At 31.7% G+C, this 25,198-nt stretch carries 21 protein-coding genes; 14 read left to right on the forward strand and 7 right to left on the reverse strand.

Annotated features, from left to right (window positions below; genetic code table 11):
• Positions 1–168 precede the first annotated feature (168 nt).
• From B0A68_RS17815 to corA, 5 genes are all read right to left on the reverse strand, one after another.
• Entirely contained in the window at positions 169–2,910 is a 2,742-nt protein-coding gene (locus tag B0A68_RS17815; protein ID WP_035683445.1) for a helix-turn-helix and ligand-binding sensor domain-containing protein, read from the reverse strand.
• A 72-nt stretch (positions 2,911–2,982) separates the two neighbouring features.
• Positions 2,983–3,564, reverse strand: coding sequence for a hypothetical protein (locus B0A68_RS17820; RefSeq protein WP_051892532.1), 582 nt, complete (start codon positions 3,562–3,564; stop codon positions 2,983–2,985).
• 11 nt (positions 3,565–3,575) lie between these two features.
• A complete protein-coding gene (locus tag B0A68_RS17825; protein WP_035683446.1) occupies positions 3,576–4,760 on the reverse strand; it encodes an acetate/propionate family kinase in 1,185 nt (394 codons plus the stop codon).
• A 108-nt stretch (positions 4,761–4,868) separates the two neighbouring features.
• A complete protein-coding gene (gene pta / locus B0A68_RS17830) occupies positions 4,869–6,962 on the reverse strand; it encodes a phosphate acetyltransferase (protein WP_035683449.1) in 2,094 nt (697 codons plus the stop codon).
• 66 nt (positions 6,963–7,028) lie between these two features.
• Positions 7,029–8,099, reverse strand: a complete 1,071-nt coding sequence (gene corA, locus B0A68_RS17835; RefSeq protein WP_035683450.1) for a magnesium/cobalt transporter CorA — start codon at positions 8,097–8,099, stop codon at positions 7,029–7,031.
• A 179-nt stretch (positions 8,100–8,278) separates the two neighbouring features.
• On the opposite strand from corA, the gene B0A68_RS17840 reads away from it, so the two are divergent.
• Positions 8,279–8,881 carry a transposase gene (locus B0A68_RS17840; RefSeq protein ID WP_035683453.1) on the forward strand — a complete coding sequence of 201 codons (603 nt, stop codon included), beginning with the start codon at positions 8,279–8,281 and terminating at the stop codon, positions 8,879–8,881.
• A gap of 218 nt (positions 8,882–9,099) precedes the next feature.
• On the opposite strand, the gene dnaK is transcribed toward B0A68_RS17840, so the two are convergent.
• Positions 9,100–10,983, reverse strand: a complete 1,884-nt coding sequence (gene dnaK, locus B0A68_RS17845; protein WP_035683455.1) for a molecular chaperone DnaK — start codon at positions 10,981–10,983, stop codon at positions 9,100–9,102.
• A 527-nt stretch (positions 10,984–11,510) separates the two neighbouring features.
• On the opposite strand from dnaK, the gene B0A68_RS17850 reads away from it, so the two are divergent.
• The 13 genes from B0A68_RS17850 (at position 11,511) to B0A68_RS17905 (ending at position 22,066) form a co-directional block, all read left to right on the forward strand.
• The gene (locus tag B0A68_RS17850; protein WP_035683458.1) at positions 11,511–12,194 is read left to right on the forward strand and encodes a hypothetical protein; all 684 of its coding nucleotides are present in this window, start codon (positions 11,511–11,513) and stop codon (positions 12,192–12,194) included.
• Between the two features lie 98 nt (positions 12,195–12,292).
• Entirely contained in the window at positions 12,293–13,003 is a 711-nt protein-coding gene (locus B0A68_RS17855; RefSeq protein WP_035683460.1) for a hypothetical protein, read from the forward strand.
• Positions 13,004–13,035: 32 nt separating this feature from the next.
• Complete coding sequence (locus tag B0A68_RS17860) at positions 13,036–14,352, forward strand: DUF2931 family protein (protein ID WP_035683463.1); 1,317 nt, start codon at positions 13,036–13,038, stop codon at positions 14,350–14,352.
• Positions 14,353–14,670: 318 nt separating this feature from the next.
• Complete coding sequence (locus B0A68_RS17865; protein ID WP_123947522.1) at positions 14,671–15,051, forward strand: hypothetical protein; 381 nt, start codon at positions 14,671–14,673, stop codon at positions 15,049–15,051.
• Between the two features lie 117 nt (positions 15,052–15,168).
• Positions 15,169–15,717 (forward strand): hypothetical protein, encoded by a 549-nt coding sequence (locus B0A68_RS17870; protein ID WP_035683467.1) that lies wholly within the window; start codon positions 15,169–15,171, stop codon positions 15,715–15,717.
• Between the two features lie 44 nt (positions 15,718–15,761).
• Entirely contained in the window at positions 15,762–16,367 is a 606-nt protein-coding gene (locus tag B0A68_RS17875) for a hypothetical protein (protein WP_035683469.1), read from the forward strand.
• A 218-nt stretch (positions 16,368–16,585) separates the two neighbouring features.
• On the forward strand, positions 16,586–17,302 hold the full coding sequence (locus B0A68_RS17880) for a hypothetical protein (protein WP_035683471.1): 717 nt from the start codon (positions 16,586–16,588) through the stop codon (positions 17,300–17,302).
• 29 nt (positions 17,303–17,331) lie between these two features.
• A complete protein-coding gene (locus tag B0A68_RS17885) occupies positions 17,332–18,594 on the forward strand; it encodes a Na+/H+ antiporter (RefSeq protein WP_035683473.1) in 1,263 nt (420 codons plus the stop codon).
• 15 nt (positions 18,595–18,609) lie between these two features.
• Positions 18,610–19,911 carry a DUF2931 family protein gene (locus B0A68_RS17890; RefSeq protein WP_035683475.1) on the forward strand — a complete coding sequence of 434 codons (1,302 nt, stop codon included), beginning with the start codon at positions 18,610–18,612 and terminating at the stop codon, positions 19,909–19,911.
• Positions 19,912–19,959: 48 nt separating this feature from the next.
• On the forward strand, positions 19,960–20,421 hold the full coding sequence (locus B0A68_RS17895) for an SRPBCC domain-containing protein (RefSeq protein WP_035683477.1): 462 nt from the start codon (positions 19,960–19,962) through the stop codon (positions 20,419–20,421).
• Positions 20,422–20,466: 45 nt separating this feature from the next.
• Positions 20,467–21,411 (forward strand): nuclease-related domain-containing protein, encoded by a 945-nt coding sequence (locus B0A68_RS17900; protein WP_035683479.1) that lies wholly within the window; start codon positions 20,467–20,469, stop codon positions 21,409–21,411.
• A gap of 18 nt (positions 21,412–21,429) precedes the next feature.
• Entirely contained in the window at positions 21,430–21,564 is a 135-nt protein-coding gene (locus B0A68_RS24785; RefSeq protein WP_262486744.1) for a hypothetical protein, read from the forward strand.
• Between the two features lie 64 nt (positions 21,565–21,628).
• Complete coding sequence (locus tag B0A68_RS17905) at positions 21,629–22,066, forward strand: acyl-CoA thioesterase (protein WP_035683481.1); 438 nt, start codon at positions 21,629–21,631, stop codon at positions 22,064–22,066.
• Between the two features lie 76 nt (positions 22,067–22,142).
• Here the strand turns inward: B0A68_RS17905 and B0A68_RS17910 are convergent, their stop codons facing one another.
• Positions 22,143–25,136, reverse strand: coding sequence for a LamG-like jellyroll fold domain-containing protein (locus B0A68_RS17910; RefSeq protein ID WP_035683483.1), 2,994 nt, complete (start codon positions 25,134–25,136; stop codon positions 22,143–22,145).
• Between the last annotated feature and the right edge of the window lie 62 nt (positions 25,137–25,198).

Here is a 25,198-nt window from a genome sequence, read left to right on the forward strand (position 1 = left end):
CATAGCTACATCACTACATCAAAAATCTTTATTACTAAGCTATAAATCAATAATTTGGAACTCCATATTTTTCCTTTAACATACCCTTATGATGTAGTAATGATGTATTGGAATTATGTAAAAAAACATATCTAAAAATATAATATGTTTAAAAAATACATATGAATCTTACACAGTTAATAAAAATTTTGACAGGTTTTCGTCCTGAACAAGATTTAATTTCTTTCTGAGGCGATATCTGTGCAATTCTACACCTCTAAATGAGATATTCATTAAGGGAGCAATTTCTTTAGAAGAAAGATTCATTTTAAGATAAACACACAGCTTAATATCCTTTGGAGTAAGGTTCGGAAACTTTTTAGTTAGATTAATAATAAACTCATTATGAATTTGATTTAGATTGGTTTCAAAAATTTCCCATTCGTGTTTATTCACTTCATTTATCTTAATCGCTTTTTTAATATCACTTTTAAGTCTGTTAAAATCTTTTTCTGATTCTAAAATATTTTGGATTTTTTCAATCATTTCACTTTGCTTGGCGATAGATAAAGATTTTCCCGCCACTTCAGATGATTTGGTCTGCAATTCTAATTCAAGAATATGCTTCTCATATTCCTGAACGTTCAATTCGTTTTCGGCTTTTAATTCCATTTCAAGAATTTCCCTTTGATGCTTTAGTTCTTCACCTTGTAATTTTAGTTTTTGTGTGTAACGAAATTTATTCCATTTATAATAAAAAAACAAAACTGCTGCTATAACCAATAAATAGAGTGAAATCATCCAGAAAGAAAAATACCATGGTTGTGCTACTCTAAAATCAAAGCTTGTCACTTCTTCATAGCTGGCTCCATCGTGTTTATAAATAACAAGCGAATGATTACCGCTGTTAAGATTATTAAGTAAAATAACTCCGTCAGAAATTGGCGTGAAATTTTTGCTTTTGTTTAGCCTGTAAAACAAATTTGGCTTGCTGGCTCCATAAATTCCAGAAACCACATTGATTCTAAGCTCTGTATTGAATTTAATCTTCGAATCATTCGCCACCAGTGCATCATTACTAAAAGCTTCTACTTTTATAATTTTATGCTGCTGATTATTGTATTCAAGCTTAAGCGATATAAAACCATCATCCAGATTAAATAAATAATAATTACCATTCTTAAAAATTCGTAAATTTTCATTGATCAGTTTTCCTTTATAATATTTCTCCTGAATAATATTCCAGATAAACTTATTTCCTTCGGCATAAATATGATATAATATCCCATTTTGCAAAACCATAAAATGATCTTCATCGATAGATATTACATCGGTAACATTTTTAAAATTCAAATTAAACAATTCATTCTCTTCCAATTTATTAGATATAGAATTATAGGTATACCAGGAATCGTTTATCAGGAAGAGTATTTCTTTTCTAAATTCGAAAACTTTTATTCCAAAATCATTTTCAATTTTACTTTGCTGCGTAACATTTTCAATTTTTATGGTTTTATAATTATCATCTAATAAAACTCGGTATAAACCTCGATAATTATCTGCAGCCCAAATTTCATTTTTTTTATTTTGAGCAACATATTTTATAGGCTTTGCAAGGCCTTTAATCATTTTATAATGCGATAAATTTGAAGGATCATCATATACCAAAATACCGCTGTAAGTAGATTGAAAATAAGTATTATTTATACTGCTTTTAGACATATTCCAGCCGCCGCTTACGCCGTTAATTTTAGTGAGCGATCCATTATCATAAGAAAATGTTCCATCATTGTGACCTATAATATATTTTGCACCGACTTTTGTAATGTTCCAGCCCTGTCCCTGAGTATTTGGCATCATATTAAATCTACCCGAATCAAACTCAAAAACACCGTGATTTGACGCAATTAAATAACCTTTATTGGTAGTGGCAACAGAATAAACTGAACCCAATATTCCTGAATTATCATAGAAAAAAGAGATAGGAGAATTAATTTCTACGTGTGCAATTCCGTTATCCAGACCAAGCCACAAATCGTCTTCTTTATCAAATCCCATACTCAAAATTGAGTTGTTCATTAAAACGTTGCTCCGATCGATATTTTTATATGAATTTAAGTTTAAGTCTAAAATAAAAACCCCTTTGTTTCCTGTTCCGATAACAAGTTTATTTCCTTTAAATTTGGCTGCATTTATTGTAGTTGATTTCAGAGTTTCGTTTAATGGATTATTCCAGGATTTAAGCCCGTTTTTCTCGACAATAAAAACTCCTTTTTTTTGCGTAAAAATGTAGGTTTCGTTTTTATATTTTTCGATAGCGTGAACAACGGTATTTTTTAGAATATTCCATCCTTTAGGATTTGCAATTCGATTGCCGTTCATCTTAAAGATTCCCTTTTGTACAGAGGCAACGTAAAGATTTTTGTCTACAGAAAAGCAATATGAAATTAAAAATGGAAATTTTATTTTTTGAATTCTTTTTCCGCTGTAAATAAATACATCATTAAACGACTGAAAATAAAGTGAGCCATTAAATCTGAAAATTTTCCAGATTTCTTCATTATCCTTTTCGTCAAACAAACGAAGATTTTTGGTGATAGAAACATAATGCATCTTAGCTTCTTTTCTGTACCAATATCCAAATTCTTTATACGAACCAGAATATATACGATCTCCTTCAATTAGAATTGAACGTATAATAGTTTTATTAGGAAGTGTGTATTTTTCCCATTTTACGCCGTCATAACGCATTAAATAATGATTATTGGCAAAATATATGGCTTTATCATTTCCTTGCGCTACATTCCAGATTTGATTATCACCTTGATAATCAGATTTATTGTAATTTTCTACGAAGGGAAGTAATTCTTGTGCTTGAATTTGAGAAGCGATGAAAAAGAAGAAAAATAATTTTAAAAGTATCGATTTCAAGATATTCGGTTTTATAGCCAAAGATACTCACAAATATTTAATTTAGAAAGATGATACTTTTTACGACTGGCATTAATATAAATAATCTAAAGGATCAAACTTTTTTAAATTAGGCAAGGGTGTAATTTTTTCTATTGTTGTATTGTTTTCAATTATTTTATCTGTCTCATACGCTTTTTTTACTTCTATCATTTTTCCCGTTGAAAGATTATAATCAATAGTTAGAAGATATCCCGGATTGGCACTACTAAAATGTATACCTATCAATTCAAAATTATTATTTTGAAATCTAAATTTGTGTGTAAAAGTTCCTCGTATTAAGCTTTGATTAAAAATCAATATTCCTTTTTTTATTTCAATACTTTCCAACAAACATATAGTTATTTTATCTCCATCTGGAAATTTAGCTACTACCGCCGTTTCTGAACTTAAAACAGTACGATAGCTTTTATCTTTTTCCTGAAATTTAATTTCTAACAAAAATGGGTTATGCAAGTCTTTATTATCTTCTTTTACAAGTACTAAATCAGCTAGCCCATCTTTATTTAAATCTCCATGTACCTCAAAAACAACATGATTATAGTTTTGAGAAAAGGAATTACTAGATAAAAATCCGAACATCAATAAAATATAAATTTTGAATGATTGTTTCATAAAATTATACTTTAACTATTCAGCAAATGATAAACCTGATTTGCAATTTCGTATTCTTCATCTGTTGGAATAACCAAAACTTTTGCTTTTGAATTTGCCTTATTGATTTCTCTGATTGATTTAGAACGAATCTGATTCTTTTCATCCTCTAATTCAATTCCAAAATATTCCATATCAGTACAAACTAATTTACGCATATAAGAAGAATTTTCTCCAATTCCAGCCGTAAAAACAATGGCGTCTAACCCGTTTAATACTGCAGTATAAGCACCAATAGTTTTTTTAATTCTGTAAGCATTCATTAGCAAAGCCAGCTGACAGTCTTTATTTCCTTTTTCAGCTTCTGATTCTATATCGCGTAAATCGCTGTACCCCGTAAGGCCAAGCATACCGCTTTGTTTCAGTAAAATCGCATTTACTTCATCGGGAGAATAATCAAGATTTTTTATCATATAAAAGATAACCGATTGATCGATATCGCCTGCACGAGTTCCCATTATTAAGCCATTAGACGGCGAAAAACCCATTGTGGTATCCATACACTTTCCATCTTTAATGGCAGCCATACTGCATCCATTCCCTAAATGAATCGTAATAATTTTAGAATTTTGGTCTAAATAATCAATTACTTTTTCAGAAACGTATTTATGACTGGTTCCATGAAACCCATAAACGCGTACTTTATTTTCTGTCAGCAAATAATTTGGAATCGCATATTTATAAGCTGTTTCAGGCATTGTTTGGTGAAAAGCGGTATCAAAAACAGCAACTTGTTCTGCTGTGCTAAAAATTTCTTCCGCAACATTTATTCCTTCTAAATTGGCCGGATTATGTAAGGGCGCTAATTCAAAAAGCTGCTTGATTTTCGATTTTACTTTTTCATCAATTTTAACAGTATCGCTAAAATCACTTCCTCCATGCACAACACGATGTCCGACAGCTGTAATTTCTGAAGTCGATTTAATGACACCTTTTTCTGCATCTAAAAGCATATTGGCCACTTTTTGCAATCCTACTTTATGCGTTGGAATTGGCAGTGTTTCTTCTATTGAATTTGATGCTGTTTTAAATGTTACATTTGAAGTTTCTAATCCAATTCTATCAATCATACCCGAACAAATCACTTCGTTTTCCGGCATAACCATTAATTGATATTTTATTGATGAACTTCCTGAGTTTATTATTAATATTTTCATTTTTTTAAAGTGCTAAGATGCTGAGTTTTTATACTGTTTTTTTATCATTTAAAGATAATTTTAAAGACAAAGTAAATTCATAATTTACCATTAACAATTCACAATTAATTACAATCCCTGCGCCTGAATTGCTGTAATCACAACTGTATTGATAATATCGTCAACAGTACAACCACGGCTTAAATCGTTTACAGGCTTGTTTAAACCTTGTAACATTGGTCCAATTGCCAAAGCTCCGGTTTCTCTCTGTACAGCTTTATAAGTATTGTTTCCGGTATTTAAATCTGGAAAAATTAGTACACTTGCTTGTCCTGCCACTTCAGAATCCGGCATTTTGCTTTTTCCAACACTTAAATCGACTGCAGCATCGTACTGAATTGGTCCTTCTATTTTTAAGTCTGGTCTTTTTTGTTTTACAATTGCCGTTGCTGTTCTCACTTTATCAACCTCATCTCCTTTTCCTGAAGATCCTGAAGAATACGAAAGCATCGCTATTTTAGGCTCAATTCCGAAAGCCAGACTTGATTCGGCAGAAGAAATAGCGATTTCTGCCAATTGTTCTGCAGTTGGATTTGGATTAATGGCACAATCTCCAAAAACAGAAACACGATCTTCTAAACACATAAAAAAGACAGAAGAAACTACAGACGAATTTGGTTTTGTTTTAATGAATTGCAATGCAGGCAGAATCGTGTGCTGCGTTGTGTGCGCGGCGCCAGAAACCATTCCGTCGGCGTGGCCTTTATAAACCATCATAGTTCCAAAATAAGAAACATCTTCCATTAAGTCTCTCGCCATTGTAATGCTTACATTTTTAGCTTTTCTAAGCTCGTAATAGGTATTCGCATAATCTTCGTAAAGCTCAGATTCTATCGGATTTATAATAGTTACTTTCGAAAAATCAAATGTAATTCCCAGTTCTACAACTTTGCTCTCAATTTGCTTTTTGTCTCCAATAATAGAAATATCTACCACATCCATATCTAATAATCTTGATGCTGCGGTAATAATTCGGTCATCATTCCCTTCTGGAAGAACGATATGTTTACGATGCTGTCTGGCTCTTTTAACCATATTGTATTGAAACATTTTTGGTGTCATGCCTTCTGCTTCAAAAGTGATTAATCTTTCTGACAGCGCTTCTATTTCAACATATTTTTCAAAAGTAGTAATCGATGTTTCTATCTTATGTGTATTATTAGCATAAATTTCAGATCTGATACTTCCAATTTTATTGGTAATATGATAAGTCCCGCCGTCTACAGCAATAATTGGCACAATAGCAGAAAGTCCTTCTATAAGTTTTAAAATGCTGTCTTCCGGAATGATATTTCCTGTTAGAATAATTCCCGAAATTGTTGGATAATTAGCCGATTCATTTGCTTGTAACGCTCCCAAAATAATATCAGAACGGTCTCCAGGCGTAATTACCAGCGCATTATCATTTAAATGAACTAAATAATTGTGTAATTGCATGGCTCCAACACTATAATGACCAATTTCATTATTGAGGTAATTTTCTCCAAAAAGGACTTTTGCGTCTAATACATTCACAATTTCCTGCATGGTTGGATTATTCAAACTTGAAATCAGCGGAATCGTATTGATCAAAACATTTGATGGCAGACTTTTTTGAAGGCTTTTAGTAACTAATTCAATGTTTTCGGGTTGTACTTTATTGGCAAAAACAGACAATACCTCTACCTCTTTTACTTTGAAAGAATCATAAACCAAATACAGACTGTCTACTAGCTCTTCTAAGGTTTTACCAATTCCGGAACCAATAATAATCGTTGGGATTCCTAGGTTTTTGGCAATCAAAACATTTAAGTCTAATTCGATCGAAGTACCTTCGCCTGTAAAACTTGTTCCTTCAACCAGAACAAAATCAAAGCGTTCTTCCAGACGCTTATATTTCTCGATAATTAAGTCTAAAACCTCCCCTATTTTTCCTTTATTCTTTTTCTTAATTAATCTGCTTTTTGTGATGGCAAAGGCATCTTCAAATTTAATATCCAGATTAAAATGCGAAAGGACCGTTTCTATATGATTGTCTATTTCGCCATCAACAAAATCTTCTACAATCGGTCTAAAATAACCTACTTTAGCTGTTTTACCAATCAAAATACTCATCAAGCCGAGTGTGATTATCGACTTTCCGCTATTTTGATCGCTTGTGGCTATATATATTGCTTTACTCATAATTATTTATATTTATTCTAAATAACAAATTTATACAAATCAATTCTTTTTACAATGGAACAAACGTTAAAACCATCGTCGTTTCTTAAAATAAATTATTAGGGATATTACCAACAAAAACATGATCCCCATAACAACAAAATAACCGTTTTGTGTTTTGAGCTCGGGCATGTTTTCAAAATTCATTCCGTACACTCCAACAATAAATGTAAGCGGAATAAATATGGCAGAAATGATTGTAAGTGTTTTCATAATTTCGTTCATTTTTCGGCTTTGTTCCGAAAAATAAAAATTAGAAGCACTTTCTAATGCACTCATATCCGATTCTATCTGCTCCAGAAGTTCTAAACTTTTTTGATGCAGTCTGATAAAAAAATTGAAGGTTTCCTTTTGAATTAAACCATTTTCATCATCATCTTTAATTGTTTTTAAATAATATAAAGAATCACGAAGCGGTACAATGGAACGTTTTAAGAAGTTAAAATTATCGCGATGGTTTTCAATTTTTTCCAGTATAACTGGTTTGGTACCTTTCTTGGCTAAATTGATTAAATCTTCAATTTTTTCTTCTTCATCTTCTATCGTAATATAGAAATTTTCCATGACGGCGTCTAATAACAAATAAAGTAAATAATCTACTTTCTTAGTTCGTACAATTCCTGCATGTGTACGAAGGCGCTCGCGGATGTGTGTAAAAAAATCACTTCGTTTTTCCTGAAACGAAATCAAAATTCCGTCTTTTAAAATAAAACTGATCTGCTCAACGCTGATATTATCTGAATATTCCGAAGGCAAAAGCGATTTTATATTGAAGAATAAAACATCTTGCTGTTCTTCTAACTTGGTTCTTTTGGTTGTATTTAAAATATCAGCCAATAAAAAATCATCTAGTTTAAAATGTGAGCCTATATTTTTTATAAGACTGATATCATTTAAACCATGAATATTAAGCCAATTATTTTTTGAATAATCAAAACATGAATTTAAAGCTGCAGCGGTAAACTTTTCATATTCAACAACATCAGCATCATCGTATACAAAAAGCTGCATTTCGGTTTCATGCCCCTTATGCGAGCCAGTATATTCTAAAGTTACGTGCTGAAGTTTACGCCCCTTTTTGTATTTGATCTTTCTCATTCAAAAAAATTTACATTAGTAATATTACGAAAAAGAATCCGAATGGGAAATGACAATTGTCATTTTGTACAAAAGTTAACTTATATAAATTGTAATACTTTTATTACCTTTACGGTTTTTAATTATTAAACCTGACAGGTTTTAAAATCTGCAGGGTCCGCTAATCGATAACCCAAACTATGCAAATAATTGAGCCTCTTGAATCTGGAAAATACTATCATATATACAATCGTGGTATTAACAGTGAAAATATCTTTAAGGAAAATCGAAATCATGAATATTTTTTAATGCTTTACAATAAACATATTGATCCAATTACAGAGACACTTGCTTGGTGTTTATTGAAAAATCATTTTCATTTATTAGTTCGAATTAAAACTTCTGAGGAAATACTGGAAAATCAAAATGAGGATCAAATCAAAAAGATTATTCTTCCACATCAATCTTTCGGAAATTTATTTAATGCTTACACAAAAGCAATCAATAAAGGATATAACAGACATGGTACTTTATTTGAAAGACCTTTTAAACGAAAGTTAATAGATAATGAAACCTATTTACGATCTGTAATAAAATATATTCATTATAACCCTGTAAATCATGGATTTTGTAAACATCCAATAGAATATCCCTGGAGTTCCTATTTAACTTGTGTTTCTGAAAAACCAACTAAATTAAAACGTGAAAGAGTTATTTCATTATTTAAAAACATAGAAGACTTAAAAAATTTACACAATCAAAATGAAGATTTCGATTCGTTAGAGAAATTCCTTGATTTATAATAAAACCTAAAAATAACTTTCAAAACAGTACTACACACAACCGAAACCCGACAGGTTTTTAAAACGTAAAACGTGTAAAAAAATACCCATAATCTAATTCCGCAAAGAAACCCGACAGGTTTTAAAAACCTGTCGGGTTTAACAAGCAATACGTTAAAAAAAAGCATAAAAAAACCGAGTCATTTCTGACTCGGTTTTTCATTATTGTTAAAGAAGAATTATTTTACTTCTTCGAATTCAACGTCTTCAACATTGTCTCCAGATTGCTCTTGTTGTGGAGCAGCTTGTTGACCTTGTTCTCCACCTTGAGCGTACATTGCTTCTGTAGCTGTTTTCCAAGCTGCATTTACATTGTCTAATCCTTTTTGGATTGCTTCAAGATCTTGAGATTGGTGAGCAAATCTTAATTCAGTTAAAGCAAATTCGATAGCTGTTTTTTGATCGTCTGTTAATTTACTTCCCAATTCTTTCAATTGACTTTCAGTTTGGAAAATAGTACTATCAGCTTCGTTCAATTTCTCAGCTCTTTCTTTTGCTATTTTATCAGCATCAGCGTTAGCTTCAGCATCTTGTTTCATTTTTTCGATTTCATCAGCTGTTAATCCAGAAGAAGCCTCGATACGGATATCGTGAGATTTTCCAGTTCCTTTATCAGTAGCAGTTACTTTGATGATACCATTTGCATCAATATCAAAAGAAACCTCGATTTGAGGAACTCCTCTTGGTGCTGGTGGAATACCATCTAAGTGGAAACGACCGATAGTTTTGTTATCTGCAGCCATTGCTCTAGCTCCTTGCAATACGTGAAGCTCAACAGATGGCTGAGAATCAGATGCAGTAGAGAATACTTGAGATTTTTTAGTTGGGATAGTTGTATTAGCTTCGATAAGAACAGTCATAACACCACCCATAGTTTCGATACCTAAAGAAAGAGGTGTTACGTCAAGTAACAATACATCTTTTACATCTCCAGATAAAACTCCACCTTGAATAGCCGCTCCAATAGCAACAACCTCATCAGGGTTAACACCTTTAGAAGCTTTTTTACCGAAGAATTTTTCAACTTCGTCAGCGATTCTTGGCATACGAGTAGATCCTCCAACAAGGATAACTTCGTCGATATCAGATGTAGATAAACCTGCATCTTTTAATGCTTTAGCAACTGGTTCCATAGAACGTTTTACTAAAGTATCAGATAATTGCTCAAATTTAGCTCTAGATAATTTTTTTACTAAGTGTTTTGGTCCAGAAGCAGTAGCCGTAACGTATGGTAAGTTGATTTCAGTTTCAGCAGAAGATGATAATTCAATCTTAGCTTTCTCTGCAGCTTCTTTCAAACGTTGTAATGACATTGGGTCTAAACGTAAATCAATACCTTCTTCAGTTTTGAATTCGTCAGCTAACCAGTCAATAATAACTTGGTCAAAATCATCACCACCTAAGTGAGTATCACCATTTGTAGACAATACTTCAAATACTCCGTCTCCTAATTCAAGAACAGAGATATCAAAAGTACCTCCACCTAAATCGTAAACAGCAATTTTTTGATCAGTTCCTTTTTTATCTAATCCGTAAGCAAGTGCCGCAGCAGTTGGCTCGTTGATGATACGCATAACTTTAAGACCAGCAATTTCTCCAGCTTCTTTAGTAGCTTGACGTTGTGCATCGTTAAAGTAAGCAGGAACAGTAATAACCGCTTCAGTTACAGTTTGACCTAAATAGTCTTCAGCAGTTTTTTTCATTTTTTGAAGTGTCATTGCAGACAATTCTTGAGCAGTGTATAAACGACCGTCAATATCCACACGTGGCGTATTGTTGTCCCCTTTTACCACACTGTAAGGAACTCTTTTTGCTTCTTCTGTAGTTTCAGCAAAAGTGTGTCCCATAAAACGTTTAATAGAAGCAATCGTTTTTGTAGGATTCGTTACTGCTTGTCTTTTTGCAGGATCACCTACTTTAATTTCTCCACCTTCAACAAAAGCGATGATAGATGGTGTAGTTCTTTTTCCCTCTGCGTTAGGGATAACAACTGCTTCGTTACCTTCCATTACAGAAACACAAGAGTTCGTCGTACCTAAGTCAATTCCGATTATTTTACCCATTTTTTATATATTTAATTTTTGATTTAATTTTAAACTCATGTGGCATAAGTCAATCTTTGTGCCAAGATAAAAAACCAAATAAAATTGTCAGTTTTACTGTCCGGCCTTAAAAATCATCTGACAACATGACATTTTTAAAACCTGACAGGAGTGGCATATCAGTACCTTACGTGTCATTTTGAATCGCTTTACTAATGCAGTTTTAAAAAGAAAACATTCATAAAACTGTTGAAATTTATAGTTTTTTACAGCTTAATAGGAGAACAAAATATCTACATTGGTTTTGATTAAGAATTATTATGATCTCATGACATTAAAACCATTTTTATTCAGACTTACAGAAAGTACAAAATGTATTTGAAAATTTTCCGCTTTTATAAATTTGTAAGATATTCGGTTATATTTGTAAATGTTAAAAAAATAGATGTGATAATCTATCCATTTATTATACTGTTAGTATTACTATTGCCATAGATTTTGATGCTTTTGTGCTTCGCATCTGGAATTAAATTTAAAAATCAAATTGAATGAATAAATTACTTACCCTGCTTATATTAGTTTTTTTTCTGCAGTCTTGTGAAAATAAACCTAAAGAAATTCTTAAAAATTCATCTAAAAAAAAGGACAAGACAGAAGAATGGACTAAAGAAAAAGACAGGGAACTTGCAGGAAGTTTATACGCAAAATTTGACAATGACAGTTTAGATGATGATTTCAAAATTCTAAAAAATGAAGATGAAATAGTACAGAGTGTACTTTCTATTTTCTTGACTTCACAAAAGAAAGAGATCAAAATTAATCTCTTAAATAATAGTATCCTCTATAATAAGAAGGAATCTGCTTATTACACATTCTTTACGGTAACAGATAAAAAAGTATGTAACGTAAGGATCGAATATGCCGATCAGGAATCAATTCCGAATATCTCAGGAGAAAAGAAAAATCTGGTTGAAAAAATAAAGTGCCGATTTAATACTAAAAATCAGAAAACTCAAGTAATTGGATATGAATTATCCTATCAGAAAGACACAAAATTCATTACAAAATCATTCAACTTCCTTACAGGAAAATATATAGCTGCAAAAAAAGATAACGGAAAAACTTCTACAGTAAATGGCTGGTCGGCTGAGCTTGAAAATATTTATGCCGAAAATTGGGATTTTCCATTTTTACGCGACAAAATCTACTGGTATGGAGAAGCGGTGGAATAACTCTATGTTCAAAAAACATTTACCTCAGGCGGGTTGATTACAAAACTGTCTAAACAAAACACTACCTAATAACTTCTAAGACTAAAAATGCATAAACAATGACAATAAAACTATATCCAGAATTTAATGACGTTTTTGCAGACGAAACGCTGAAAGGAATATTTTTTCCTTTATGTAGTTTAACATTAGAAAAATATCCAAATAAAATATTTCATTTCATCTCTTCAAATGGGCTTTGGATAGACGAAAATCATCAAACTGAACAAAATACTTTTAACTATGCTTTGTTTGATATTCAAGAAAACAAATATAGATTTAATGGAAACATACAGCTTTACAAAGGGTTTGAACAAGCAAAAAATATATTTGATGAATTACAAAAAGACATGGATAATAACGGAAAAAGTTATTTAGAAAAGAAAACCAAAACAGATGATTATATTAAAAAACAAAAGCAGAATCTCAACCTAAAAACTGATGATGAATTTGATGCAGATTATTATTTACAAACGTTTTACGAATTCTCTATTAATAGATTAAATTTTAAATATAAAAATGAGTTTGGTGCATTTAGAAAGATAATTGATGGCTGGTCCAATTCTAACAAGGAAAGCCCTATAATATACGACGAAACTTCTAATGAGCTGAAAGAAACATTAAATCATTATGACAAACCAAAATTTGAAAACATTGAAACATTTGATTTAATTGGAAAAATAGTAGGTTTCGAGTTTTTTACAGACGGAAATGACACCATTTTGTTTTACAATAATTCCGATAAAATTTTGTGCCTAAACTTTTATTCGTAAAAAAATAAAAAACGTAATAAAGTAAACAAACTATGAAATACTATTTTAAAATTTTTCTTCTCTCTATAGGAATCGGAATAATTAATACAATTCTTTTTTTATTTTCATTACAATTTCAAATTATTGAACACAGTTCATACATACCTGGGGAAGCTATTACTGCTCTTAAAATTCTGGCAGCAATTATTCCGCAGACTATTATATTGTTTATTGTTGCTTTTATTTCAAAAAAAGATCAATTGGCAATTGCTATTACTTCAGGAATATTAATTGTGACCTGCTTTATCCTGAATTGGGATACGGATACAGCTGCTGAAGGAAGACGTAAATTTAATAAAGAACAGATTTTTATTAGTACTGAAAAATACGATTATCAACAAGGAATTTCTACACCAGAAGGTTATCCTATAAAATTGCTTTCAAGAAGTGAATTTACTATCGCTATAGAAGGGCAAAACACTCCGGCTACTCTTTTAGAAACTAATAAAGTTTATTCCGAAACATGGGGAAATGGAGATACTACTTTCAAATCATCTGATGCTGCGGATATTGTATTACCTGATCGTTTAGAACTTTTTTGGTATTCATTTTTGGAAAACAAATATTATACATTAAGTACAAAATTAAACAAAACTCAAATATCACAATATTTCAAAAAAGGATACAAAGTGGATCGCAGTGGAAATTTAGATAAAATATCATCTACTAATTATCAGGAATTGATTGTAGGAATAGCTCCTGGCGGCGATGTTGTGCTGTGGATTTCGGGCCCCTATAATACTAAAGAATTAGAAGTTTTTAAAGCCGACTTAATAGATGAAAAAGACAAAGACGTTTATACTATAGTTGAAAAGGATGAAATAAAAAAAGTTTTGAGTGATACTTGTACCTGCAAGAATAATATTCAATATAGACAAATAGTCAATAACGGCAAACCAATTCCTATTGGTATTTGGACTAATAAGTATCGAAAAAAATACAATTGGAAAGCAGCAATAAATTCTGTAGGTCAGACAAAATCTGAAATGGGTTTTCGCTTTTTTAATGGAGAAAGGTATGAATTGTTTAATGAAGAGATCGCTAAAATGAAATACCAAAAAGAAGTTTTGCCTTATTATTTGTCTTATAAATTTATAAAAAATAAAAAAAGATATGAGGTACATTTAGAGTTTGATGAAGATGAAATATTCAGTCATTTTGAAAAATTGGCACCAAACAATTCTAATGAATTAATTGATATTGTATTGAATATAAACTCAAATTTAAATCAAGTAACAATTCAATTACATTCAAAAGACAGAACGCTTAATTTTGAAAAAATGAAAAGTGTAGAAATCTATGCCGATTAAAGTTGATTGAAAAAACTAACAAACATCAATATAAAAACATAAATAGCAATTATGCTAATTCTTAGTTTATTATTCTTAGCTCTATTCTTTTATCTTTTATATCTATTAATCAAATGGATAAGTAAAAAGAGAAAAAGAATACAATGGACTTTTGGGATTATAGGAATATTGATTTTGGTTAACATTATTGATTCAATATTTTTTACAAAAATGGAATTCATTCAATCAAAGGTTTACCCAAAATTGTATCTTATCAAAGACCCAATAAATAACCGAGATTCATTGAATACAATAATCAAAAAAATGGTTGTTCAAAAAATGAACGCCGAATTTATTGGCAAAGAAAATAAATACAAGGAGAAATATCAATATAGTTCTGAATCTCCTTCAAGAACTGATTTATATTATTCTTTAAGTTTTTACAGATACTATAAAGGCTGGGGAACAAATCCTTTTGGAGAAGCTGGAACGGAACATTTTATTCAAAACAAAGAAGATCCTGGAGGATTTAGCAGTGAGCTTCTTGAGCATTATTATGAATACAAAATTGCAGAATTTGATATTGCATTTTGCAAGAATGACACGATCAACTATTTTGGCGTTTTGAGATATTTTCAAAATGGAGAAGAAAAGACAACAGATACCATTATCAAAGCAAAAATAAAAGAGCTGAATTTAAATGTAAAAATCGCAAAATAAGTTTAATAACTGGGTAAACAAAAAAAGGGAACATCCCGAAAACCAATTCTAAAATTTCAGCACACAGGTTTCTATTAAACTTTATTAACATTTTCTGCAATCCTAAAGACATAAGAAATGAAAATAATTAAATATAAGCTCCATATTTTAGTAGTACTACTTTTTGTAAACACCTCTTTTGGACAAACATTAAAAGTGTCTGACTTTAGGAAAGCATTTAATTATGATAAACCTACCGAACACGAACAATTATTATCAAAAGGTTTTAAATTGCTGAGTGATACAATTGCAGCAAACCAAAAGAAATTTAAGTTTAATAACCCCAATACAAAAGAAATAATCGAGCTAACATTTACAGAAGATGGAGAAGGTGGAGAATATTTGAGTATACTTTATTTTTTGCCATCTGAATTTACTTATAAAAATTTTATCTCAACATTGACAGCATACAAATTCAAGTATAGTAAACGAAACACACGTTATCAACTGCCAGCAAGCTCCTATTCCGGCGAAAACATTTATCTTAATGGCTTGACATCAACTAATGGAAAGAAGTATTATTCTTTAAAATATGAGAGTTATAAAGATAAAGCATTGTCTGGACCACGGTCTGAATTTACGAGCGATAAAATACCAATAGTTGACAGTATAAGAAAACCGAAATAAAGCTGTAAAATAGTATCAAAACACAAAAAACTTAAATAAAAAAAATGAAAAAGCTATCGTTACTATTTTTTGTTTTCATTCAAATCAATCTGTATTCTCAAGCTCAAAAGGTAAAAGATCATTTTAATATTATAATTAGAGAAGTAGAAGGCGATTTGAACAATGACGGATTAACTGATAAAGTTTTGGTAAAAATGGATACGATAAATGAAACTCAACCTTTAAAATTAGAAATATATTTTTTACAGCCCAATGGAAAATACAAATTGAACGTATCTACAAAAAATTTAATGGAGCCTCAATACCCAAATGGGAAATATGGCGGAAATCAAATACCCGATTTTACTATTGAAAATGGCTCTTTAATCATGAGTTCTGAAATTAAGGGTTCTGAAATCAATAGGAATCACTTTTTGCATACCTTCAAATTTAAAAATGGATATTTTGAATTACAAAAAATATCAAACGTCGTTTGGGATGGGAAAAATCTAACGACTGAAACAAATTTCAATTTATTGACAGGAGAAAGAACTGAGATAACAAAAGCACTGGGTTCAGAAAAAATTGTAAAAAAGATAACCAAAAAAATCATCGTAAAGCAACTGCCCACAATCAATGATTTTAGAGCTTTTGACAGTAAACTGAATTAAAACAACAAAGAATGCTGAAGGTAGAATCTGTAAAAACCTAAATCTTTTTCGACACAAGCCCAAATTTTAGGGATCTTAGATTATGTTTCTATGTGTTAAAGTCTATTTTTTTAATTTCATTCAATGGGTTAAATCAATATTAATCTGCACTCAAAATAACACTTTAAAACATTCTTATCTTTCGTTTTAGGAGCGACTTTAAATACAAAGAAATAAATATGAAAATAAACCCTTTTATCCTTATTAAATTAATCTTACTGCTTTTTATGAGTGTTGGTGTAGGCATTACAATTTTTATGATTAAACAAAATGTTAGAATTATAGGTCCCTATGTTTTTTCCGGGCTTTTTACTTTATTTCCTGCTTTCCTGTTTTATGGTTTTACATCTGGATTTAGTGTTTCTGAAAAAACCATGAAAAAACAAGAAGAGAGAAGAAAAAATGTATTATTTGACGATGATGGAATATGGTATAATCTTCCTCTTTTTGATACAACTTTATTCATTAATTGGAAAACCATAGAAGCGGTAACGTATACAAACTATCAATCTGACGACAATGCTAAATTTCTTTTCTATTTAACACAGCCTGCTGCTGTAACAATGGCTGAAAAACGATTTTGGCTGAATAAAATTTTTCCTTTTGTGATGAAAAATAAAACAGAGATTGAAATAGAAGATGACTGCAGGAATTTTTACGAAATCCCGAAGATGTTGAGTAACCATTTATCGAATACCAATCCAATAGATTTAGACCAAGATCATAGAAAAGGAACTTTGATAAGTTCTAAAACAACCTTTAAAAATAACACCATAAAAACAGAACAATATTGGAAACCAAATAATAATTATGACAGAGAAAAAGTAATTTTTGACAAACATAATCGAACTTTTGAGCAAATTTGCCAGGCAAAAAGAAATCAAAGAATCAATTAGTTATATTAGCACTTTTCAAAATTTAAAAAATGGAAAACTACAGCATCATTATTTTTATATTGGCAATTGTTATTGGCCTCTCTGCATTTGCTGACAAATCTAAACTTCCCTATCCTATTCTTCTCGTTATTGTTGGTACCGCTATTGGTTTTATTCCAACCATGAATGAAATTGAAATTAATCCTGAAATTATTTTCCTGATCTTCCTTCCGCCATTATTATATGATGCTTCTTTTAATATTTCGCCAAAAGATTTTAAAATTAACCTCAACACAATTGGCACATTGGCTGTTTCTTTGGTCTTTATGACTACAATCGGTATTGCAGTTGCGGCTTATTTCATGATTCCCGAAATGACCTGGCCTTTGGCTTTTGTTCTCGGAGCAATTCTTTCTGCCACAGATGCCGTTGCTGCAATAAGCATTACAAAAGGTTTAAAAATATCGCATAAAACGATCACTATTTTAGAAGGCGAAAGTCTTATTAATGATGCTTCGGCATTGGTTGCATACCGATTTGCTGTTGCGGCTGTTATGGGTTCTGCATTTGTATTATGGAAAGCTGCGCTTGACTTTATCGTATTACTTGCAGGCGGTTTTTTGGTTGGGTTTATACTTGCAAAAATTCTGGCTTTTATACTGACCAAAGTTCATAAAAACACCAATGTCACAATTAGTTTTATGCTTTTAATGCCGTTTGTAGCTTATCTTACAGCAGAGCATCTCCATGTTTCAGGTGTAATAGCTGTTGTAGTTTTAGGAATAGGAATTGCTAGATTTAGCAATAAGATATTTCCAGAAAGTTTAAAAAACAATTCTAAAGGTCTTTGGGATCTTATTATTTTTCTTTTAAACGGGTTGATTTTCATTCTAATAGGTCTTAATTTCAGGTATATTCTAAAATATATTGACAACAATCTTATTCTGCCTTACATTGGTTATGCGTTCATTATAACAATCGTGGCTTTATTGATTAGGATGGCAAGGATTTTTCTTCAAAAAATTAATCTTCAAAAAGCTTTTCAAAATGGTAAAGGAAAAAGAAAAGTGAGCGAACATGCACTTCTGGATTTCAATAACAGCATTATTTTAAGCTGGTCCGGAATGAGAGGTATTGTTTCTCTGGCTATTGCTATTGGTCTTCCTAAATTTCTTGAAGACGGCACTCCTTTTCCGGAAAGAAGTGCCATTATTTTTATTTCTGTTGCCGTTGTTCTTCTAACACTTATCGGGCAAGGACTTACACTGCCCTGGATTGTAAAAAAATTAAGTGATAAAAATAAATCTGCTTAGCTTAAAAAATAAAAAATGAAATCACAGCGTCTAAAAAAAGCATTCTTATTTTCTATATTTATTTCGGTACTCAGTATTTTGTTTTTCATAAGTTTAGGCGATGTAGAATTTATAACGGGTGGTCTCTACAGCTGGATTGGTAACCTTTTAGGATTTGGTATATTACTTTTTCAATTTATAATTCATTTTCCGCTGCTGGTATTACTTGATTTTATTTCAAGAAAGAAATTAAAAAAAACAGCCGAAAACAATGCTGTTTTCTGGATTTATCTCAGTATTGTCTTTATACTTAATATTATACTTATACTAAATGCAACTACAGAATCCAGAAATAACTTAAAAAATGACATAAATTGGCGCAGTGCTGAAAAATACGAATGGGAAGAAGGAATCACTTGTCCAAAAGGTTATCCTATTATTATTTTGAATGGTCATTTTAGTGTAAGCCTAACACATAGCAACGACTCTTATTATAGCTTAGAAAATAAGATATACGATTTGAACTGGAACATTGAAGAACATAACTTAGTGAGCGAATTTGAAAGAAAAAGAGTTATGCCCGACAGCTTACATCTATTGTGGTATTCTATAGTAGAAAAAGCATATTATAAATTAGATACTCCAATAGACAAAGAAAAAATAACAACACTATTCCGCAACGGATTTTTATCAAAAAGACATGACAGAGTCTTCAGCAATACTTTTGATTATATTGTAGCAGGAGTAGCTCCCGGAGGAGATGTCGCGTTATGGGCACGCACAAATTGGAAAAATTCTGTTGAAACAGGCTTTTATAAAGCTAAAAAAATCGACAGCTTAAAAATATCTGAGTTTCAAAGAAAAGAATGCCGGGATAAACTTAGAAATGCACTGTCATACAATCAATCTAAGTGGGCTAAATATCTAAACTCAAAAACCGATACGATTCCTTATGGAATCTGGAGAGAAAAATACAGACAAAAGTTTAATTGGAGATTTCGATGTAAACTTCAATCCAAATTAGAAAATTCAGACATTGATATTAACCTTTTTAATGGTGAAGAGTTTGTATTAATAAACGATAGTCTTTCTCAAAAAGAAAATACTTCACAAGCAGTTCCTTCCGAAATAATGCTTACGTTTTTACATAAAGAGCACACAGAACGCACTTTTATTGAACTCGATGAAAATAATATTTATACCGTTTTTGAAGAATTATCAGGTCAAAAAAAACTTCCCGTTACGATGGAGTGTGTTGTAAATAAAAATGGAGAAATAGAATCAATAAACTTAAAAAACAAAGATAAAACCATACCGCTGAAATGGTTAGAAAAATAAACTTAACTTTATCATTCTGTATTTTTGTTTAATTTAAATTTTTCAGAAATGAGTTCAGATATTCTTTTAACAACACCAGAATCAGAGATTGTTACAACTCGAATTCTTAATTTCTCCCAAGAACTTGTTTTTAAAGCATGGAGCACTCCCGAGCATTTAAAAAATTGGTGGGGACCAAAAGGTTTTACCAATACCTTTACTGAGTTTAACTTCTGCGAAGGCGGTAAATGGAGTTTTATTATGCATGGCCCGGAAGTTGGAAATTATGCCAATGAATGCGAATTTATAAAAATAGACAAGCCGAATCTTATTGCATGGAAACGCCATTCGAAACCACTTTTCCAAATTCTCACAACATTTGAAACCGTTGCCGAAAACCAGATAAAGGTCGTATTCAAGATGCTTTTTGAAACAGAAGAAGAATGCCGTAAACTAAAGCCTTATGTGGTCGATAAAAATGAAGAGAATTTTGATAAACTTGAGCTTGAATTATCAAAAATGATACTATAAACCAATCTATTAATCATATCTTATGATAACAAATCGAAAAAGATTATGTGTAGAGTTTATAATACAATTGGATGTCTGAATACTATACAATTCAAATTAGTCAAAAATGATATTGACGATTTTAATTCTTTAGATGAATTGATTTCTTTTAAGAAGAATTACGATAACAACGAACAAAAAATTATCTCAGATCATAATCTAATTATACAAGAAGAAAAAATATTTCTAGAAAATGAGATTTCTGAATTAGATATATTGATTCAGAAAAGAATAGCCGAGTTAAGAAAAAAATTAAGGGAAAATCTTGATCAGCTAAACCTCCAAATTGAAAATCTGCCAGAAACCAATTCTAAAATTATTCCGACTATAAAGGAATATTGGACGAACCTTTTAATTTGTTTAAGATTTTGGTTCTTACAAATTATATCTTCATTCAGAATTACTTTATTCAAATTTCAGGCAAAAAAATTACTTTCAAAAAAGAAAAAACGATTAAAATATATTTCTACAAATTTCCAAAATGCTGTATACAAAAGCAGTTTTAAAGATTTAAAGAAATTTGAAATAAAAAAAGAAACTATCGAAAACTTAAATAATACAATCTATGGTGCTATTGGCGAGCAAAAAGTAGAAGACTTACTAAAAAAGCTGCCAGAAAATTATACCTTGATAAATGATTTTTGCTATACTTTTGAAAAACCCTTAAATCATAATGGTGATTATATAAAATCAATTCAAATTGACCATTTATTAATTTCTCCTTCGGGCATTTTCCTAATTGAAACAAAAAACTGGAGTACTCATTCAATAAATAATACAAATTTACGATCTCCCGTTCAGCAAATTCTTAGAACTAATTTTGCTTTGTTTAGAATATTAGCAGATAAAACCAGTAAATCAAGTTGGAATTTTGCCAGACAACATTGGGGTAATAGAAAGATCCCCATTAAGAATATTGTTGTTTTTACTAACAATGTCCCAAGAGAGTAATTTCAATTTATAAAAATCGTGAGTTTAGAAGAATTACTGCCTTATGTACAATACTTTACTCCGAGCTTTACAACAAATGAAACCCACATAATTACAGACTTTTTACTTAAACTTTCAGAACATCAGGAAATATCCTCCAGATTAAGAATCTAAATATATTCAAAAATCAGGTGTATTTTATTCGTAATTTTGGTTTCAAATAAAATACAATAATAAAATGGCATCATTTATAAAAGAACTCTCTTTTCGCTGGTCAGATCTAGACCCCAATTTTCATGTTCGTCACAGTGCTTATTACGATTTTGGCGCGCAGCATCGTATCGAAATATTAGAACAATTGGGTTTAACATTAAAAGTAATGCAGACACAAAGTTTTGGACCTGTATTGTTTAGAGAAGAATGTGTTTTTAGAAAAGAACTAAAACTATCGGATAAAATATTCATTCACACCAAAACTTCAAAAATGAAAGCCGATGCATCGCGCTGGTCAATCATTCACGAATTTAGAAAAGAAGACGATACACTGTGTGCCGTAATTACTGTTGACGGTGCCTGGATGGATACCAAATTGCGAAAACTCGCTTCTCCAACTCCAGAAATTGCAATTGAAGCGTTGAGTATATTTCCTAAAAGTGATGATTTTGTCGGGCTTTAAACTATATCTTTCATCCTGAAACTATAAAAAAATCCAAAAACATAATTCTATATATGTTTTTGGATTTTTTATTTGTTTACTCTGCTATAACTTTAAAATTGCTGTTGAAATTATCGCCGGAAATATTCAAAATATAAATCCCGGCTATTTTATGATTGGCAAGATGCATCACAAAAAGTCCATTTTCGTCTGATGCAATTTTTTCGGTAAGGATGATTTTACCTGTAATATCAATAAGACTAGCCGTTGCTGCAGAAAACGTGTGATTGGGTATAGTAATAAAAATCTGTTCTTTTACAGGATTAGGATACACTTTACCAGTGTTGTTTTGACTGAATTTATCCGTACTCAAAAAATCCTGTGTATAAAGTGCTGTAACTTCTGCAGCGTTCAAAGGATAATTAAACAGTTGCAATTCATCAAATTGTCCTTTATAAGGCGCAGGAGCAGTTCCAGATGCCAGTTCAATTTCGCCAATATTACCAATTATTAAATCTGTAGGTTCAGAAATTCCTGTGACTGCCGTTTCATCAAGTTCCGCAGAAAGAGCTCCGTTAGTATAAATTCTGATTTTGTGCGCTATAAAATCTCGCATAACAACCACATTTACCCAATCGTCTACAAAGTATTTGGCAGCCGCAGTTGTGACTTCTTTTTTAGTCACATCATCATCTATTGCAAATCGCAAAAGACCGCCTTTGATTTCGATATTGTATCTTTTTCCTGTTGCACCTGTTGCGTTATTTTTTGTAAACGATCCTTTACACAAAACATAAATGCTAACTGCAGCCGAAGCTGGCAATAAACCTGGCGCAGCCTTCATCCAAAATGATACGGTAAAAGAATTTTTGTCAAATAATAAATGATCCTGATTCGGAATACTGACCATTGGTTTATTATTTGGTGAAGTTGTAAAATCTATGGCTTTGTTTGCTTTTCCAGCTACTCTCACATTTACATTATCAAACGCAGTATCCAGAATTCCGTTATTTCCATAATTAGAAATATCGGTAATCTGCTCACCCTGAAGAGCCGATTCCTTAAAAGGCCAATATCCTGCAATCTCTGGTTTTATTGCACGAAAGCTCCATACATCGCCGGTTGCAGTTCCTTTTGCATTAGAAGCATCAATTCTCCAATAATAATTAATAGCAGAGCTCAATCCTGTAAGCTGGTACGATGGAGCCAAAACGTAAGCCGCATCTGCCAATTTATTTAAGTGCAAAGGATCTGTGCTAAAATAAACAGAATAGATTAGCGTATTACTGCTGCCTGTCCATTTTAGCGTTAAATTACCATTTACCAGTTCTACATTTGCAGATCCTGTAACAGGAGTTGGATTGGAAGTTTTAGAAGGAGCCGACGGAATTGGAGGCGTTGTCAATGAAGCTGTAGAATTATAAACAGAAGATCCTGTGCTGTTTGCTGCTTTAACACGATAATAATAAAGAGTATTGGGACTTAATCCCGAATCATTATAACTCGTTACATTAGCTCCCAATGTACTGAGTATAGTAAAATCTGTTCCGTTAAGAGAACGTTCCACCACATAACTATCTTCGTTTACAGCATTATCTCCCCAGTTAACAGTTAAAGAACTTACCGCAGGAACTTCCGTAGAAAGTACATTTGTAAAACTTATGTCTGAAGGTGGAATAATAAAATCGGGAGGAGTTTCATTTGTGAGTCCGTTAATATATACTTCGATATTCAGATAAGGAGAATGAGAGGAGCTTACTGCCAATGCATCAGCCAGATTTTTATTCAAGCCATTGGCATCTTCCCAAACATCCGGCATACCGTCATTGTCTGTATCTAAAGGAGCTGGCGCACCATATACATGACCAGCACCTCCATTAATAAAACCAAATTTATTGGTCAAATCGGTTTGTACATAAACATACGATGCTGTTGTTCCCTTAGAAGCTAAATCGGAAATCATTAAGTTTTCTACCTGATCGCGTCTTGGATACGATGCTCCCGCACTTAAGACTATTTTATCGTATGCATCCTGAGCAGAAAGTGTGGTGTTTTTCATCGGATAATCATAAGGCACAGACAAAATTGTCGAAATATCTCCTGTCGGATATCCTGTTAAATCTGCTGGAACCAATGTTCCGTTTAGGATTCCGTCTTTATTATTATCAAAGTAATTTCCTGCTCCATACAAAGAGAAGTTGTCATTTCCTCTATTAAAAGGTGTCAAAACGGTACTGCTGGTATTTGGCCCGCCAATAAAATAATTGTTGATGATATTAACATCAGAACTTCCTGCAGAATCCCCGCCCATAATATATGCATCGCCAGATTCTGTATGTCCGTAAGTGTTCCCGTAATTGCCCCAGTTGTAAACCACGTTATTTACAAACTCATTAATTCCTTTAATTTTATTATTTCGTGTTTTATTACAGATGTATAAATTTCCAATCAAACTAATTTTACCGCCAGAAGGCTGTATCAATCCCCCGGCTGAATGATTATGACGGTGTAATCCCTGACCGATTATACAATTCTGAATCGTAATATTATCAGGGCTTAATCCTTTATTATCCCAGTTTATAGAAAAAACCTCATCTGTGCCCCAAGTAAAAGTCATATGATCAAAAATCATATCTGTACCATTTGCCAATCCCGATGCATCCTGATTTTGAGCTGTTCCGCCGTAACGAATCCGAAGATATCGCGCTATTGTATTTGATGCGCCTGTAAAAGTCACTCTCGGACCTAAAAACACAATACCTTCTCCGGTTGCTGTTTGTCCGGCAATTGTCGTATTTGCTGACACTACAACTTGAGTTAGCAAATTAACAATACCTCCTACTCTAAAAATCACAAACCGGCCCGGCTGGCTCACTGCATCCCGAAATGATCCTGGACCGCTGTCATTTAAATTGGTTACTAAATAGATTTGTGGATTTGCAGCACCTCTTGCTCCTGTAGTAAATCTGCCAAAACCAGCTGCTTCCGGAAATGCTAATGTCTGGGCGTTCAAATCGCTGAATACGGTAAATATTCCAGAAATCATCAAAATTTTAAGGATATGCTTATGCATAAATGTATTTCTTTTCATAAAAATGTGGTTATAGTTAGTTACAACCGAATTTAATGATAAGTTTAAAAGACACTATCCTG

Origin of the sequence: Flavobacterium reichenbachii (assembly GCF_002217435.1) — a bacterium.
Taxonomy (GTDB): Bacteria; Bacteroidota; Bacteroidia; order Flavobacteriales; family Flavobacteriaceae; genus Flavobacterium; species Flavobacterium reichenbachii.